The sequence below is a fragment of the Rathayibacter sp. Leaf248 genome (assembly GCF_920939495.1).
In the GTDB taxonomy this organism is placed as follows: Bacteria; Actinomycetota; Actinomycetes; order Actinomycetales; family Microbacteriaceae; genus Rathayibacter; species Rathayibacter caricis.
On the sequence record NZ_CAKLAV010000002.1, the window covers coordinates 1,071,743 to 1,086,527 of the forward strand.

Consider the following 14,785-nt stretch of genomic DNA (forward strand, 5'->3'; position numbering starts at 1 on the left):
GGCACGCGGGAAGCCCCGCGCGACCCCTCGCCTACACTGGGGGATCGTGTCCGACAGCAACCCGATCACCGACGAGGCCGTCTCCTCAGCCGTCGCCGAGGCGCTCACCGCTATCAGCGCGGCCGGCGACTCCGCTGCCCTGAAAGCGGCCCGCTCCGCCCACCTCGGTGAGGGCTCCGCCCTCGCCCGACTGAACGCGCAGATGCGCTCCGTGCCCCCCGAGGCCAAGGCCGCCTCCGGCAAGCTCGTCGGCTCCGCCCGCAAGCAGGTCGGCGACGCCTACACCGCCCGCGAGGCCGAGCTCGTCGCCGCGGAGGAGTCCGCCGCCCTCGACGCCGAGCGCGTCGACGTCACCGCCGGCGCGTCCTTCCGCCGCGTCGGCGCCCGGCACCCCCTCTCGCTCCTCCAGGAGACCATCGCGGACGTCTTCGTCGGCATGGGCTGGGAGATCGCCGAGGGCCCCGAGCTCGAGAACGAGTGGTTCAACTTCGACGCCCTGAACTTCGACGAGGACCACCCGGCCCGCGCGATGCAGGACACGTTCTTCGTCGATCCGGTCGACTCCCATCTGGTGCTGCGCACGCACACCTCGCCGGTGCAGATCCGCTCCATGCTCGAGCGCGACCTGCCCGTCTACGTCATCGCACCCGGACGCGTGTACCGCACCGACGAGCTCGACGCGACGCACACCCCTGTCTTCACGCAGTTCGAGGGGCTGGCCGTCGACCGCGGTCTGACCATGGCGCACCTCCGCGGCACGCTGGAGCACGTCGCACGACTCCTGTTCGGCGACGAGGCCCGCATCCGCTTGCGACCCAACTACTTCCCCTTCACCGAGCCCAGCGCGGAGCTCGACATCTGGCACCCGACGTTCGTCGGCGGCGCCCGGTGGATCGAGTGGGGAGGCTGCGGCATGATCAACCCGAACGTGCTGCGCGCGGCCGGCATCGACCCGGAGGAGTACTCCGGGTTCGCCTTCGGCATGGGCATCGAGCGCACGCTGATGTTCCGCAACGACGTGAAGGACATGCGCGACATGGTCGAGGGCGACGTCCGCTTCAGCGAGCAGTACGGGATGGTGATCTGATGCGCATTCCGCTGAGCTGGCTGGGCGAGTACGTCGATCTGGAGCCGGGCACGAGCACCGAGTCGGTGCACGCCGCGCTCGTCTCCGTCGGTCTCGAGGAGGAGGACGTCCACCGCTTCGACGTCTCCGGACCCGTCGTGGTCGGGCAGGTGCTCGAGTTCACCCCCGAGCCGCAGAAGAACGGCAAGACCATCAACTGGTGCTCCGTCCGCGTCGCCCCCGAGGGGGAGACGGCAGCCGACGGCGGCGAGGACGTCCGCGGCATCGTCTGCGGCGCGCACAACTTCGTCGCGGGCGACAAGGTCGTGGTCTCTCTTCCCGGTGCTGTTCTGCCCGGCCCGTTCCCCATCTCCGCGCGGAAGACGTACGGTCACGTCTCGGACGGCATGATCGCGTCGAGCCGCGAGCTCGGCCTCGGTGACGACCACGACGGCATCCTGCGCCTGGCGACCCTCGGCATCGATCCCGAGGTCGGCACCGACGCGATCGGACTGCTCGGCCTCGACGACGCGGCGGTCGAGGTCAACGTGACCCCCGATCGCGGCTACGCCTTCTCCCTCCGCGGCATCGCCCGTGAGTACGCGCACGCCACGGGAGCCGCGTTCCGCGACCCCGCCCTCGCGGTCACCGGCGTCGAGCGCTCCGAGCACGCTCCCGTGTTCCCCGTCTCGATCGAGGACGGCGCGCCGATCCGCGGCCGCGACGGCGCCTCGGTCTTCGTGACCCGCGTCGTCCGCGGCGTCGACACCGCGCGTCCCACCCCGCCCTGGATGGTCGCGCGCCTGCGCCTCGCCGGCGTGCGGTCGATCTCGCTCGTGGTCGACATCACCAACTACGTCATGTTCGAGCTCGGCCAGCCCCTGCACGGCTACGACCTCGACACCCTCCAGGGCGGCATCGTCGTGCGGCGTGCGCAGCCGGGGGAGACCCTCGAGACACTCGACGGGCAGACCCGTCGGCTCCACGCGGAGGACCTGGTCATCACCGACGACGGCGGAGCGATCGGTCTCGCCGGCGTCATGGGCGGCGCCCGCACCGAGATCGGCGGGGCGACCCGGGACGTCCTGATCGAGGCTGCGAACTTCGATCCGGTGTCCGTCGCGCGCACCGCCCGCCGGCACAAGCTGCCGAGCGAGGCCTCCCGCCGGTTCGAGCGCGGAGTCGATCCGCTGGTCGCCCCGATCGCCGCGGCCAGGGCCGTGCAGCTGCTCGTCGAGCTCGCCGGCGGCACGGCGGACGAGCTCGGCTCGTCCCTGACGGGCTCGGTCGCGCCGCCCGTCCTCGAGCTGCCCGACGGCTACGTGTCCGCCCTCATCGGGGTCGATTACACGCCGGAGGAGATCCGGAGCTCGCTCGTCGAGATCGGTGCGAGTGTCGAGGCCGGCAGCGCCGGGCTCCTCGTCACTCCGCCGAGCTGGCGTCCCGACCTCACCGACAAGGCGACGCTCGCGGAGGAGGTCGCCCGGATCACCGGGTACGACCGCATCCCGTCGATCCTGCCCGTCGCTCCTCCCGGCCGCGGTCTGACGACCGGGCAGCGCCTGCGCCGGACGATCGCGCAGACGCTCGCCGCCCAGGGGCTCGTCGAGGTGCTCTCGTACCCGTTCCTGTCGCGGTCGATCAACGATCGGCTCGGCTCGCCGACCGGCGATTCGGTGCAGCAGGTCACACTGGCGAACCCGCTCGACGCGACCGCGGCGCAGCTGCGCGTCACGCTGCTGCCCGGCCTCGTGCAGGTCGCCGCGCGCAACCGCTCCCGCGGGCTGACCGATCTGGCCCTCTACGAGACCGGCACCGTGTTCCTCCCCGACGCCGACGCGCCGTTCGGCTCGGCCGAGCTGCCGCGCGGCGCCGAGCGGCCCTCGGCCGAGGTCGAACGGTCTCTCAACGCCGGCATCCCGCCGCAGCCGCTGCACGTCGCCGCGCTGCTGACCGGCGCCGCCGTGGAGCGCCAGCCCGGTGTCGCCCAGCGCGACGTCGACTGGCGCGACGCGCTCGACGTCGTCCGTGCGGTCGGTGCGGCCGCCGGAGTCGAGCTCGAGATCCGCCAGGGCGCCCACGCGGCTCTGCACCCGGGACGCACCGCCGAGGTCCTGCTCGCCGGCGCCGTCGTCGGCTGGGCGGGGGAGTTGCTGCCCTCGCTGGCAGAGGAGCTCGATCTGCCGCGCCGGGTCGCCGTCGTCGAGATCGACCTCGATCCCGTCCTCGCCCGCGCGGGTGGCGTCGTCGTCGCACGTCCGGTCGGGGCCCTGCCCGCCGCGACGCAGGACCTGTCGCTCGTCGTCCCCGTGGAGGTGCCGGCGGGCGAGGTCCGCTCGGCCGTCGCCGAGGGGGCCGGGATGCTGCTGGAGTCGCTGCGACTCGTCGACGACTACCGGGGTGCGGGCCTCGAGCCGGGTACGAAGTCGCTGACCTTCGCCCTGCGCTTCCGCGCCGCCGATCGCACTCTCACCGCCGCCGAGGCGACCGCGTCGAAGGAGAGCGGAGTCGCTCTCGCGGCCGAGCGCTTCGGCGCCCGCCTGCGCGACTGAGGGGTCCGGCCGCCCGTCCCTCGGGGCAGGCGGCCGGACCGATCGCGTCGTCCGCACGGACTAGGCTGTCGGGCATGACTTTTTCCGTGGCGGTGGCCGGTGCGAGCGGATACGCGGGCGGCGAGCTGCTGCGCCTGCTCGCCGATCACCCCGAGTTCGAGGTGCGGACCGTCACGGCGCACGCGAACGCCGGCCAGCCTCTGATCGCTCTCCAGCCGCACCTGCGGTCGCTGCGTCACCTGACGCTGGTCGACACCACGACCGAGAACCTCACCGGTCACGACCTCGTGTTCCTTGCACTGCCGCACGGACGGTCCGGAGAGATCACCGCGACCCTCCCCGAGGACGTGCTCGTGGTGGACTGCGGCGCCGACCACCGGCTGAGCGACGAGCAGGACTGGGCCGACTACTACGGCGGCGAGTTCGCCGGGGCGTGGCCGTACGGACTCCCCGAGCTCCTGATCGGCGGCGGCGGACGCAAGCAGCGCGAGCTCCTCCGGGGCGTGCGGCGGATCGCGGTGCCCGGCTGCAACGTCACGGCCGTCACCCTCGGTCTCGCGCCCGGTGTGCACGCCGGCGTGATCGAGGCCGCGGACCTCGTCTCCGTGCTGGCGGTCGGCCCCTCCGGCGCGGGCAGGACCCTGCGGACGGATCTGCTCGCGAGCGAGCTCCTCGGCTCCGCCCACGCCTACGGGCTCGGCGGCGCCCATCGCCACAACCCAGAGATCCGGCAGAACCTCGCGCTCGCGGGCGCCGGCCCCGTCTCGATCTCCTTCACCCCGGTGCTCGTGCCGATGTCCCGGGGCATCCTCGCCACGTCGACGGCGCGGCTCGCGCCCGGGGTGTCCGCGCACGACGTGCGCGCCGCCTGGGAGGCCGCGTACGCGGACGAGACCTTCGTGCAGCTGCTGCCGGAGGGCGTGTTCCCACGGACGGCCGACGTGGTGGGGGCGAACACCGCCCTGGTCGGCATCGGCGTCGACGAGCGCGCCCGCCGGGTGGTCGCGGTGACCGCGATCGACAACCTCGTGAAGGGCACCGCCGGCGCGGCGATCCAGTCCACCAACATCGCCCTGGGCCTCCCCGAGTCCCTGGGCCTCAGTGTGAACGGAGTCGCCCCGTGAGCGTCACGGCAGCAGCGGGCTTCGAGGCGGCGGGCGTCGTCGCGGGTCTCAAGTCGACCGGAGCCCGCGACATCGCGCTCGTCCGCAACCTCGGCCCGCTGCAGAACGCGGCCGCCGTCTTCACGAGCAACCGGTGCAAGGCGAACCCCGTGCTCTGGAGCGAGCAGGTGATGCGCGACGGAGTCGTGTCCGCGATCGTCCTCAACTCCGGCGGTGCCAACTGCTACACCGGATCGCAGGGCTTCCAGGTGACGCACCGCACGGCCGAGCTCGTCGGCGAGCTGCTCGAGGTCGCGGCTGGTGACGTCCTGGTCTGCTCGACCGGGCTGATCGGCGATCAGCTCGACCTCGCGAAGATCTCCGGCGGAGTGACGGACGCGGCCGCGGTCCTCGCGGGAGCGACCGGCGACGAGGCGGGCGAGGACGCCGCGCGCGCGATCATGACCACCGACACCGTGCCCAAGCAGTCGACGGTCCGCTCGGACGACGGCTGGAGCATCGGCGGCATGGCCAAGGGCGCCGGCATGCTCGCACCGGGCCTCGCGACGATGCTCGTGGTGATCACGACCGACGCCGTCCTCGACTCCGCCGAACTCGACGCGGCGCTGCGATCGGCCACTCGCGTGACCTTCGACCGGCTCGACTCCGACGGCTGCATGTCGACCAACGACACCGTCGCGCTGCTGGCCAGCGGAGCGAGCGCGGTGCGCCCGTCCGTCGACGCGTTCGCCGCCGCCCTCACCGAGGTCTGCCGCGACCTGACGCTCCAGCTGCAGGCCGATGCGGAGGGAGCCGCGCACGACGTGGCCATCCGCGTGCTGAACGCCGCGAGCGAGGACGAGGCCGTGGTCGTCGCCCGCGCCGTGTCCCGCAGCAATCTCTTCAAGGCCGCGATCTTCGGCAACGACCCGAACTGGGGCCGGGTCCTTGCGGCCGTCGGCACGACCGACGCCGAGTTCGACCCCTACGGCATCGACGTCGCGATCAACGGGGTGCAGGTCTGCCGTGCCGGCGAGCCCTTCGAGAGCCGCGACCTGGTGGACCTCGCACCGCGGGCGGTCTCGGTCGACATCGACCTGCACGCGGGAGGGGCCACCGCGACCATCTGGACGAACGATCTCACGCACGACTACGTGCACGAGAACTCGGCCTACTCGAGCTGAGGCGGACATGGACCACGACACGCACACCGAGGCGGAGGGCATCGCCCTGCGCGCCGACGCGGGCGCGAAGGCGGGCACGCTCATCGAGGCGCTGCCCTGGCTGAAGCGCTTCCACGGCCGCACGATGGTGATCAAGTTCGGCGGCAACGCCATGGTGTCGGAGGAACTGCAGCGCGCCTTCGCGCAGGACATCGTCTACCTGCGGTACGCCGGCATCCGGCCGGTCGTCGTGCACGGGGGAGGGCCCCAGATCACGCGGATGCTGGACAGGCTCGGCATCACGAGCGAGTTCCGGGGCGGGTACCGCGTGACGAGCCCCGAGGCGATGGAGGTCGTCCGGATGGTGCTCACCGGGCAGATCAGCCGCGACATCGTCCGCCGGATCAACGAGCACGGACCGCTGGCCGCCGGGATCTCCGGGGAGGACGCCGGGCTGTTCCTCGGCCGCAGGCGCGGTGTCGTCCTCGACGGTGTCGAGCACGACCTGGGGCTCGTGGGGGATGTCGTCGCGGTCGACCCGGCCGCCGTGCTCGCCCAGCTCGAGGCCGGGCGCATCCCGGTGGTGTCGTCGATCGCGCCCGACTCCGACGATCCGACGCAGTCGTTGAACGTCAACGCGGATGCGGCCGCCGCCGCGCTCGCGGTGGCTCTCGGCGCCGAGAAGCTCGTGATCCTGACCGACGTCCCCGGCCTCTACTCCGACTGGCCGAACCGCGACTCCCTCGTCTCGCAGATCTCGTCCGACGAGCTCATCGCCCTGCTGCCCTCCCTCGAGTCGGGCATGATCCCCAAGATGACGGCGTGCCTGGACGCGGTGCAGGGCGGGGTCCCCAAGGCGGCGATCATCGACGGTCGTCTGCCCCACTCCGTGCTCCTCGAGGTGTTCACGAGCGAGGGCGTCGGCACCGAGGTCGTCGCCTCCCCGCCGACGGTCGACCGGGAGCGAACGTCGGGCCGCTGACCTCTCAGCGGCCCCGGCTCCGAGCGCCGATCCATCCGGATCCGCGCACCGACGGCCCCCTCGGCCGGTCCGTTCGCTCAGAAAGGCTCGCCATGTCCTCCGACTCCGTTCTCACCGACTCCCGCACCGACGAGGCGCGCGACCGCTACGCCGCGGCGATGATGCGCACCTTCGCCGCTCCGCTCGCGGTCCTCGAGCGGGGCGAGGGCTGCCGCGTCTGGGACGTCGACGGGCGCGAGTACCTCGACTTCCTCGGCGGGATCGCGGTGAACTCGCTCGGCCACGCCCATCCGGTGTTCGTCGAGGCGGTGGCCCGCCAGGCGGGCGCGATCGCCCACGTCTCCAACTACTTCGCCACCGCGCCGCAGATCTCGCTCGCCGAGAAGCTCCGCGAGCTGAGCGGAGCGGGTGACGCGGGCCGTGTCTACTTCGCGAACTCCGGCACGGAGGCGAACGAGGCCGCGTTCAAGCTCGCGCGGCTGAACGTCCAGGGCGGTCCGCGGCCACGGATCCTCGCTCTGCACGGCGCGTTCCACGGCCGCACCATGGGCGCACTGGCGCTGACGGCCAAGGCGTCCATGCGGGCGCCGTTCGAGCCGATGCCGCCCGGAGTCGAGCACATCGACGCCACGGTCGAGGCGCTCGAGCGGGCGATCGACGGCTCGGTCGCCGCGCTCGTCGTCGAGCCGATCCAGGGGGAGGCGGGGGTCGTCCCGCTCCCGGACGGTTTCCTCCAGCGGGCTCGCGAGCTCACCCTGCAGCACGGCGCGCTCCTGATCGTCGACGAGATCCAGACCGGAGTGGGGCGGACCGGCCACTGGTTCGCCTTCCAGAGCGCCGGGATCGTCCCCGATGCGATCACGCTCGCGAAGGGACTCGGCGGCGGCTTCCCCGTCGGCGCGTTGGTCACCTTCGGTCGAGCGTCCGAGCTGTTCCAGAAGGGGCACCACGGCAGCACCTTCGGCGGCAACCCCCTGGCCACCGCGGTGGCAAGAGCCGTGATCGGCGAGATCGAGCGGGCCGACCTGCTCGACAACGCCCGGCAGCGCGGGGCGCAGATCGGGCGCGCCGTCGACGCCATCGGCTCGCCCCTGATCGGCGGCGTCCGCGGAGCGGGGCTGCTCCTCGGGATCGCCCTGACCGAGCCCGTCGCGGCCGAGCTCGCCGCCGCGGCCCTCGCCGAGGGCCTGATCGTCAACGCGGCGAACGAGACGAGCATCCGCCTCGCGCCTCCCCTCATCATCACCGCCGACGACGTCGACGACTTCGCCGCCCGCTTCGGCCGCGCTCTCGCGGCGATCACCTCCGACCACTCCTCCACCGAAAGCGACCCCCGCCCGTGACCCGCCACTTCCTCCGCGACGACGACATCACCCCCGCCGAGCAGGCCGAGATCCTCGACCTCGCCCTCGAGCTCAAGCGCGACCGGTGGTCGCGCACACCGCTGCAGGGTCCGCAGACCGTCGCCGTGATCTTCGACAAGTCCTCGACGCGCACCCGGGTGTCCTTCGCCGTCGGCATCGCCGACCTCGGCGGGTCGCCGCTGATCATCTCGACGGCGAGCAGCCAGCTCGGCGGCAAGGAGACCGCGTCGGACACCGCGCGCGTCCTCGAGCGGCAGGTGGCCGCGATCGTCTGGCGCACCTACGCGCAGTCCGGACTCGAGGAGATGGCGCGCGGCACACGGGTCCCCGTCGTCAACGCGCTGTCCGACGAGTTCCACCCGTGCCAGCTGCTCGCGGATCTGCTGACCATCCGCGAGCACCGGGGGCGCCTGGCCGGGCTCACCCTGACCTTCTTCGGCGACGGAGCGAGCAACATGGCGCACTCCTACCTGCTCGCGGGTGCGACGGCCGGCATGCACGTGCGCATCGTGTCTCCCGAGAGCTACTCTCCCGACCCCGCCGTGCTGGCCGACGCCCAGCGCATCGCCGCGGGCACGGGCGGCTCGGCGACCACGACGACCGATCCGGCCGAGGGAGCCGCCGGCTCCGACATCGTGATCACCGACACCTGGGTCTCCATGGGCAAGGAGGAGGAGAAGGCGGAGCGCGTCGCGACGTTCGGCGACTACCGGGTCGACGCCGGCACGATGGCCGCCGCCGCCCCCGACGCCCTCTTCCTGCACTGCCTCCCGGCAGACCGCGGCTACGAGGTCACCTCCGAGGTGATCGACGGGCCGCAGAGCGTGATCTGGGACGAGGCCGAGAACCGGCTGCACGCCCAGAAGGCGCTCCTCGTCTGGCTCCTCGAGCGCGCGGACGAGCCCGCCGCCGCTCAGTAGACTCGACAGCCGACCCCGAGGAGAACCATGACGGAACGACCCTCCGCCCGCGCGGGCGAGGCCGGCGCTCTCTGGGGCGGCCGGTTCGCCGGCGGCCCGTCGCCCGAGCTCGCCGCTCTCTCGAAGTCGACGCACTTCGACTGGCAGCTGGCCGCGTACGACCTCGCCGGCTCTCGTGCCCACGCGCGAGCACTCGCGGCCGCGGGCTATCTCGACGACGCCGAGCTGTCCGGAATGCTGGCCGCACTCGAGCGGCTCGGCGCCGCCGTCGCCGAGGGCCGCTTCGTCGCGGAGGACTCGGACGAGGACGTGCACGGCGCGCTCGAGCGGGGTCTGATGCTCGAGGCGGGCCCCGAGCTCGGCGGCAAGCTGCGCGCGGGCCGCTCCCGCAACGACCAGATCGCTACCTTCGTCCGGATGTACCTCCGCGACCACGCCGCGGTCATCGCCGAGCAGGTCGTCCAGCTGATCGACGCGATCGCCGCACAGGCCTCGGCCCACCCCGGCGCGATCATGCCCGGACGCACGCACCTCCAGCACGCGCAGCCCGTGCTGCTCGCGCATCATCTGCTCGCTCACGCGTGGGCGCTGCTGCGCGATCTGGAGCGACTGCGCGACTGGGGCGTCCGCGCGGACGTCTCGCCCTACGGCTCCGGTGCCCTCGCCGGCTCGACGCTCGGTCTCGACGCCGAGGCGGTGGCGCTCGAGCTCGGCTTCGCCGCGAGCGTCCCCAACTCGATCGACGGCACGGCGAGCCGTGACCTCGTCGCCGAGTTCGCCTTCGTCGCCGCGATGATCGGAGTCGACGTCTCGCGGATCGCGGAGGAGATCATCCTCTGGAACACCCGCGAGTTCGCGTTCGTCACCCTCGACGACGGCTACTCGACCGGGTCCTCGATCATGCCGCAGAAGAAGAACCCCGACATCGCCGAGCTCGCGCGCGGCAAGGCGGGCCGTCTGCTCGGCAACCTGACCGGTCTGCTCGCGACGCTCAAGGCGCTGCCGCTCGCGTACAACCGCGACCTCCAGGAGGACAAGGAACCGGTGTTCGACTCGGTCACGACCCTCGAGGTCCTGCTGCCCGCGTTCAGCGGGATGATCGCGACGCTGACCTTCCACACCGAGCGGATGGCGGAGCTCGCTCCGCAGGGCTATTCGCTCGCTACCGATGTCGCCGAGTGGCTGGTCAAGAAGCACGTCCCGTTCCGTGACGCGCATGAGATCACGGGCGAGCTCGTGAAGGCGGCGGAGCAGAGCGGCCTCGGCCTCGAGGAGCTCGACGACGAGGCCCTCTCGGCCGTGTCGCCTCTGCTCACGCCGGACGTGCGCTCCGTGCTCTCCCTCGAGGGCTCCGTCGCGAGTCGTGACGGCGTCGGCGGAACGGCGCCGGACCGGGTCGCGGAGCAGCTCGCCCGGCTGACCGAGCGCGTGCGCGTGGTGCGCTCGTCGCTCCGGGGGGAGCGCTGATGACCCTGCGTCGGGACGAGGACGACGATCAGCGTCCGACGCTGCGCCCCTGGCAGCAGCGCACGCTCGTCGTCGTGGCCTCGGTGATCATCGTGGCCGTCGTCCTCATCACCGTGATGACCGGCCAGAGCTTCTTCTAGAGCGTGCTTCCGCCGATCGACCTGAGCCGCTCCGCGGTGGACGTCGCGCCGGATCTGCTCGGGTGCACCCTCGTGCACCGCACGGGCGAGGGTTCGGTGGCGGTCCGCCTCACGGAGGTCGAGGCGTACCTCGGCGTGGGGGAGGACCCCGGCTCGCACGCCTACCGGCGGCGCACAGACCGGACGGCGCCCATGTTCGGCCCACCCGGCACCGTGTACGCGTACTTCACCTACGGCATGCACACCTGCGTCAACATCGTCTGCGCTCCGGAGGGAACCGCGTCCGCCGTGCTCCTGCGCGCGGGCGAGATCGTGGAGGGAGTCGCGCTCGCGAGATCGCGGCGGGGCACCGCGACCGATCGGGATCTCGCGCGAGGACCGGCACGACTCGCGCAGGCGCTCGGGGTCCTGCTCTCGGAGTCGGGCGATCCCCTCGAGGCGTCGTTCGAGCTGCGGCCGCGATCCGGTCCGGTGAGGGTGCTGGCCACGCCGCGGACGGGGGTGGCGGGACCCGGAGGCGGCCCCGAGTTCCCGTGGCGGTTCTCGATCCCCGAGGAGCCGACGGTCTCGCCGTACCGGCCCGCTGTGCCGCGTCGGCGACCGGGTGGAACTCAGCCCGCCAGGTAGATCCGCCCCAGAATGCCCAGGGCCGCCGCCCAGGCCAGGCTCGCGAGAGTGCCGATGATGAACCGCTCGCGCGCCTCCGGTGAGGCGAGCTCGCTGAACCGCCCGACGCCCTTCACGGCGACCACGACGGCCACCCCCTCGGGGATGCCGCTCATCAGGGCGCCCGCGGTGGCGAGGCGCTCGAGAAGACCGATGGTGGTGCCTCCGCGCAGGACCTCGATGGGCTGGCCGATGGCGGTCGGAGCAGCGGTCGCCGGGCGCGGGGCGGCGATCATGATGCCGCCGTGGACGCCCGCCCGCGCATCGGCGGTCGCGAGATCGAGGGTCAGCAGCACGGCGGGTCCGCCCCCGAGGATTGCGAGGGAGAAGGCGAGAGTGGCGACGAGGAGTGCGACGGGCGCGGGGGCTGCCACTGCGCCCAGTCCCGTCAGCAGGAACGCCGCGGCGACTCCGCCGAGGGGGATCCACGCGAGAGCGGGTCGTCGCAGCCGCAGGGCGAGGATGGTTCCGACGAGCGCCGCGACGAGGACGAGGACGACCCCGGTCGTGGCGGCGGTCTGCACCGTGGCGGCCACGGTGTCGCTCAGTGCTGTGCGGGGCGGGATCATCGCTCGGTCCTTCCGTCGGTGGGGTCGAGCGTACGGTCGACCACCGTCAGCAGCCGGACGAGGGCGTCGGCGGCGGGTCCGTCGACCCGAGCGCTCGCCGCGCGGACCCGGAGGCTCACCGCCTGCGGAGTCACGGAGAGCTGTGCGGCGGCCTCCTTCTGGCTCCGCCCGGCTGCGAGGAGGTCGATGATCTCCCATCCGGCGTCCGATCGCGCATCGCGCAGGTGCAGCAGCGGATCGAAGAGCGCTTGGGCGTCGGGGACCGAGGGGAACGCCCCGCCTCTCGCGTCCGGATCGAGCGCGAAGCGCGCTGGCCTGCTCTTGGCGCTCTCGACCGCGCGCCGGGCCGCGAAGAAAGCGTCGCCGGTCGCGGCTCTGATGGTGCGGGGGAGGGGGCGCTCGACGGGGCCGATCCCCAGGCCGATGCTCCAGTGGCCGCTGCGGTGGAGCGCGAGCACGAGGGGGACGACCGCGCTCGCCGATTCGAGGACGCACTGGAACTCGTCGCCGGCGGTGCGCTCCGGAGGCAGCACCAGGTCGTCGGGTCTGTCGGCGGTCAGTCGCGCGATCGCGTCGTCGACGCGGTCGGCGTCGTGGCGGCTGTCGCGCTGGTCGGCGGTGATGACGAACATGAGGGCCTCCGTGATCAAGTATCCACACTTGATTCGGCGGGATCAAGCCTCCGCGCTTGATCCGGCCCGCGGTCGGCGTCCGACCGACGGTACCCTTGACCGGTGATCGATCAGGCACCCACCGGCTCCGCTTCGCATCCCCTGCTGGACCCGAGCTTCGACAACGTCTGGGACGAGATCGTCTGGCGCGGCTCGGTGCACGTCTCGACGGATCGGGAGGCGCTCCGGGAGCTGCTCGCCGGCGACCCGATCACCTACTACTGCGGTTTCGATCCCACAGCGCCGAGCCTGCACCTGGGCAACCTCGTGCAGCTGATCCTGATGAGGCGCTTCCAGCTCGCGGGGCACCGACCGCTCGGTCTCGTCGGCGGGTCCACGGGGCTGATCGGAGACCCCCGCCCGACGGCGGAGCGGACGCTCAACACCCGGGAGACCGTGTCCGAGTGGGTCGAGAAGCTCCAGCGGCAGGTGTCCCGGTTCCTCTCGACCGACGGGGACAACGCGCTGCGCCTGGTCAACAACCTGGACTGGACGGCACCGCTCTCGGCCATCGACTTCCTGCGCGAGATCGGGAAGCACTTCCGGGTCGGCACGATGATCAAGAAGGACGCCGTCAGTGCGCGCCTCAACTCGGACGCCGGCATCAGCTACACCGAATTCAGCTACCAGATCCTGCAGGGCCTGGACTTCCTCGAGCTCCACCGCCAGTACGGCTGCGTCCTGCAGACCGGCGGGAGCGACCAGTGGGGCAACCTGACGAGCGGCACCGATCTGATCCACCGCACCGACGGGGTCTCGGTGCACGCGATCGGCACTCCGCTGGTGATGAACTCCGACGGTACGAAGTTCGGGAAGAGCGAGGGGAACGCCGTCTGGCTCGATCCCGAGCTGACGAGCCCGTTCGCGTTCCACCAGTTCTGGCTCAACGTCGACGACAGCGACGTCGTCGACCGGCTCAAGGTGTTCACGTTCCTCCCCAGGACCGAGATCGAGCGCCTCGCCGAGGCGACCGCGACCGCCCCGTTCAAGCGGGAGGCGCAGCGCGCGCTCGCGTGGGAGGTCACGTCGCTCGTGCACGGCGAGGACGTCACGCGTGCGGTCGAGGCCGCCGCCTCCGCCCTGTTCGGTCGCGGCTCGCTCGACGGGATCGACGCCGGGATCCTCCGGGGCGCGCTCGCCGCCGTGCGCACCATCGAAGCGGACGCCTCCACGCCCGTGATCCAGGCGGTCGTCGAGGCGGGACTCGCGACGAGTCTCGGCGAGGCGCGTCGAGGCATCGCCCAGGGGGGCATCTCCGTGAACAACATTGTGGTGACCCAGGACTCCACCCTGCTGGGCGACCTCCCGCTGATCGACGGGATCGCCGTGCTGCGCCGCGGCAAGAAGAGCTTCGCCGGCGCGTTCGTCGCACCGGAGGCGTGAGGCGACACGCCCGGGTTGCGGGCGATTTGCGGCCCTGCGAAACATCGACGTAATGTAACTCCTCGTCACCCCAAAGGAGCGGCGAGCGAGAGTCGGACGCAGAGCGTCGAGACCAGTTCGTCGGCCTCAAGCGGGGACCATCCCCTCACTCCGGGGCCTGTTAGAGATTCGTCTCTTGAGGGCTGAGGATCGTGAGCGTAAGATGTACAGCCTCTGCAGGACTTCGGTCCCGGCTTCGAAGCGACATCACCACCGGCAACGGCGGCGACGAGCGGATGAAGGCTTCGGAAGGCGATCGTGACAATCGTCGTGCTCCTCGTGGACACGGCAGTCGGATCGAGAACTCCCGGCCGCCGACATCACGAAGAAGCCGATTTGACACGGCCTGCGGATGTGCTAAGTTAGTCGAGTTGCCACGGGGGCGATCGGAACTGCGGTTCTGATAAGCCTAACCGGTCTCGGCACAGGAAACAAATCGAAGGCCTTCGGGTCGTCGCGAATACTTCGATCACTCTCGTTGTGAAGCTCCTTTGTGGGGTGGAGGCGGGGTGTGTCCGATTCTTGAGAACTCAACAGCGTGCACTATGTTCAATGCCAATTTTATAAACCTCGGCCGGGTTTTGTGATCCGGTTGGGATTCCTTTGGAAATTGATGTCAGTAATGATGTCTTATTTGCTAGAGGTCAAACTTGACTTCCTTCTCTTCGGGGTTGGAGTCGTAATTTTTTTACGGAGAGTT

General features: G+C 71.5%; 13 protein-coding genes. 11 read left to right on the plus strand and 2 right to left on the minus strand.

The features are described 5' to 3' along the window. Window positions 1-46: 46 nt before the first annotated feature. The 10 genes from pheS to LRG51_RS18120 all read left to right on the plus strand — a co-directional run bounded on the left by pheS (window position 47) and on the right by LRG51_RS18120 (window position 11,384). Complete coding sequence (gene pheS, locus LRG51_RS18075) at window positions 47-1,087, plus strand: phenylalanine--tRNA ligase subunit alpha (RefSeq protein ID WP_055793278.1); 1,041 nt, start codon at window positions 47-49, stop codon at window positions 1,085-1,087. Continuing rightward, window positions 1,087-3,618 carry a phenylalanine--tRNA ligase subunit beta gene (gene pheT, locus LRG51_RS18080; protein WP_230674053.1) on the plus strand — a complete coding sequence of 844 codons (2,532 nt, stop codon included), beginning with the start codon at window positions 1,087-1,089 and terminating at the stop codon, window positions 3,616-3,618. Before pheS ends, pheT begins: the two co-directional genes overlap by 1 nt. A gap of 74 nt (window positions 3,619-3,692) precedes the next feature. Further along, window positions 3,693-4,742 (plus strand): N-acetyl-gamma-glutamyl-phosphate reductase, encoded by a 1,050-nt coding sequence (argC, locus tag LRG51_RS18085; RefSeq protein ID WP_230674054.1) that lies wholly within the window; start codon window positions 3,693-3,695, stop codon window positions 4,740-4,742. Beyond that, on the plus strand, window positions 4,739-5,905 hold the full coding sequence (argJ, locus tag LRG51_RS18090; protein WP_230674055.1) for a bifunctional glutamate N-acetyltransferase/amino-acid acetyltransferase ArgJ: 1,167 nt from the start codon (window positions 4,739-4,741) through the stop codon (window positions 5,903-5,905). Before argC ends, argJ begins: the two co-directional genes overlap by 4 nt. Before the next feature lie 7 nt (window positions 5,906-5,912). Further along, window positions 5,913-6,866, plus strand: coding sequence for an acetylglutamate kinase (argB, locus tag LRG51_RS18095; RefSeq protein WP_230674056.1), 954 nt, complete (start codon window positions 5,913-5,915; stop codon window positions 6,864-6,866). 92 nt (window positions 6,867-6,958) lie between these two features. Further along, window positions 6,959-8,209 carry an acetylornithine transaminase gene (locus tag LRG51_RS18100; RefSeq protein WP_230674057.1) on the plus strand — a complete coding sequence of 417 codons (1,251 nt, stop codon included), beginning with the start codon at window positions 6,959-6,961 and terminating at the stop codon, window positions 8,207-8,209. Then, window positions 8,206-9,150 (plus strand): ornithine carbamoyltransferase, encoded by a 945-nt coding sequence (argF, locus tag LRG51_RS18105; protein WP_230674058.1) that lies wholly within the window; start codon window positions 8,206-8,208, stop codon window positions 9,148-9,150. The genes LRG51_RS18100 and argF overlap by 4 nt, the downstream gene beginning before the upstream one ends. A gap of 27 nt (window positions 9,151-9,177) precedes the next feature. Beyond that, on the plus strand, window positions 9,178-10,617 hold the full coding sequence (gene argH, locus LRG51_RS18110; protein WP_055793250.1) for an argininosuccinate lyase: 1,440 nt from the start codon (window positions 9,178-9,180) through the stop codon (window positions 10,615-10,617). After that, on the plus strand, window positions 10,617-10,757 hold the full coding sequence (locus LRG51_RS18115; RefSeq protein ID WP_230674059.1) for a hypothetical protein: 141 nt from the start codon (window positions 10,617-10,619) through the stop codon (window positions 10,755-10,757). Before argH ends, LRG51_RS18115 begins: the two co-directional genes overlap by 1 nt. A 3-nt stretch (window positions 10,758-10,760) precedes the next feature. Continuing rightward, window positions 10,761-11,384: a DNA-3-methyladenine glycosylase gene (locus LRG51_RS18120; RefSeq protein WP_107575393.1), complete on the plus strand. Its 624-nt coding sequence runs from the start codon at window positions 10,761-10,763 to the stop codon at window positions 11,382-11,384. Here LRG51_RS18120 and LRG51_RS18125 read toward each other — a convergent pair. Continuing rightward, window positions 11,369-11,992 carry a hypothetical protein gene (locus LRG51_RS18125; protein ID WP_230674060.1) on the minus strand — a complete coding sequence of 208 codons (624 nt, stop codon included), beginning with the start codon at window positions 11,990-11,992 and terminating at the stop codon, window positions 11,369-11,371. The two genes, LRG51_RS18120 and LRG51_RS18125, sit on opposite strands and share 16 nt — an antisense overlap. Next, the gene (locus LRG51_RS18130) at window positions 11,989-12,624 is read right to left on the minus strand and encodes a hypothetical protein (RefSeq protein ID WP_055793241.1); all 636 of its coding nucleotides are present in this window, start codon (window positions 12,622-12,624) and stop codon (window positions 11,989-11,991) included. The genes LRG51_RS18125 and LRG51_RS18130 overlap by 4 nt, the downstream gene beginning before the upstream one ends. A 102-nt stretch (window positions 12,625-12,726) precedes the next feature. Here LRG51_RS18130 and tyrS point away from each other — a divergent pair, with 102 nt between their 5' ends. After that, the gene (gene tyrS, locus LRG51_RS18135; protein WP_230674061.1) at window positions 12,727-14,046 is read left to right on the plus strand and encodes a tyrosine--tRNA ligase; all 1,320 of its coding nucleotides are present in this window, start codon (window positions 12,727-12,729) and stop codon (window positions 14,044-14,046) included. Window positions 14,047-14,785 lie beyond the last annotated feature (739 nt).

Coding starts and splice junctions, on each gene's coding strand:
- pheT (WP_230674053.1), top strand. CDS start 1,087: ATGCGCATTCCGCTGAGCTGGCTGGGCGAGTACGTCGATCTGGAGCCG.
- argC (WP_230674054.1), top strand. CDS start 3,693: ATGACTTTTTCCGTGGCGGTGGCCGGTGCGAGCGGATACGCGGGCGGC.
- argB (WP_230674056.1), top strand. CDS start 5,913: ATGGACCACGACACGCACACCGAGGCGGAGGGCATCGCCCTGCGCGCC.
- LRG51_RS18100 (WP_230674057.1), top strand. CDS start 6,959: ATGTCCTCCGACTCCGTTCTCACCGACTCCCGCACCGACGAGGCGCGC.
- argH (WP_055793250.1), top strand. CDS start 9,178: ATGACGGAACGACCCTCCGCCCGCGCGGGCGAGGCCGGCGCTCTCTGG.
- LRG51_RS18115 (WP_230674059.1), top strand. CDS start 10,617: ATGACCCTGCGTCGGGACGAGGACGACGATCAGCGTCCGACGCTGCGC.
- LRG51_RS18125 (WP_230674060.1), bottom strand. CDS start 11,992: ATGATCCCGCCCCGCACAGCACTGAGCGACACCGTGGCCGCCACGGTG.
- LRG51_RS18130 (WP_055793241.1), bottom strand. CDS start 12,624: ATGTTCGTCATCACCGCCGACCAGCGCGACAGCCGCCACGACGCCGAC.